The organism is Clostridium sp. AM27-28, assembly GCF_003480955.1.
Lineage (GTDB): Bacteria > Bacillota > Clostridia > Lachnospirales > Lachnospiraceae > Otoolea > Otoolea fessa.
Genome location: NZ_QUJT01000012.1, coordinates 1 through 694, shown reverse-complemented (window position 1 = coordinate 694; position 694 = coordinate 1). Strand labels below are relative to the sequence as shown.

General features: G+C 52.7%; 1 protein-coding gene and 1 pseudogene. Both read left to right on the top strand.

Features of this window, described 5'->3' with window-relative positions:
• The coding region (locus DW720_RS12655) for a DNA primase (RefSeq protein ID WP_243099732.1) at positions 1–451 on the top strand (451 nt) is incomplete at its 5' end.
• Positions 420–694 (top strand): annotated as a pseudogene (locus DW720_RS12650) (virulence-associated protein E); the annotation flags it as partial. The gene DW720_RS12655 and the pseudogene DW720_RS12650, both read left to right, overlap by 32 nt.

Sequence of the window (694 nt, the reverse complement as noted above, 5' to 3'; positions counted from 1 at the left end):
CCTGTATGGGCTGGGAAAGAAAGAAGCCGCCGTACAACTGGCACAGGACTTCGGGCTTTCCTATGAGGACTGGAAGCCGCCGGGAAAGGAAAAAAAGCCAAAGCCCCGGCAGAAATCCCCGGAGGAACAGTTTCAGGAAGCAAAGAACCGCTGCTTCCGTATTCTTGCTGATTATCTCCATCTGCTTCGGGCATGGAGAACGGACTACGCCCCACACTCCCCGGAGGAAGCCTTTCATCCCCGGTTTATAGAAGCCTTACAGAAGCAAGACCAAGTGGAGTATCTGCTGGATGTGCTGCTGTTCGGGGAAACAGAGGAAAAAGCGGCTTTGATTACGGACTACGGAAAGGATGTGATACAGCTTGAACAGCGAATGGCAGAGCTTGCCGCCGCAGACGCAGCAAGAACTAAAAAACACCATGAACGCCATGCAGCCACCCCAGAGCATTGAGGAAATCAAGGAGGGGCTGGAAACTACCGAGAAAGGCGGTGTCCGTCAGAGCATACGGAACTGCCTGACTGTATTCCAGCGTGACCCGCTGCTTTCCGGGGCTATCGCATACAACATCCTGACTGACCGCAAGGACATCATAAAGCCCATCGGCTTCCACAGGGAAAGCACCGCCCTGAACGATACAGATATGAAGTATCTGCTTCTTTATCTGGAAGAAACCTACGGGCTTACCAATGAGAA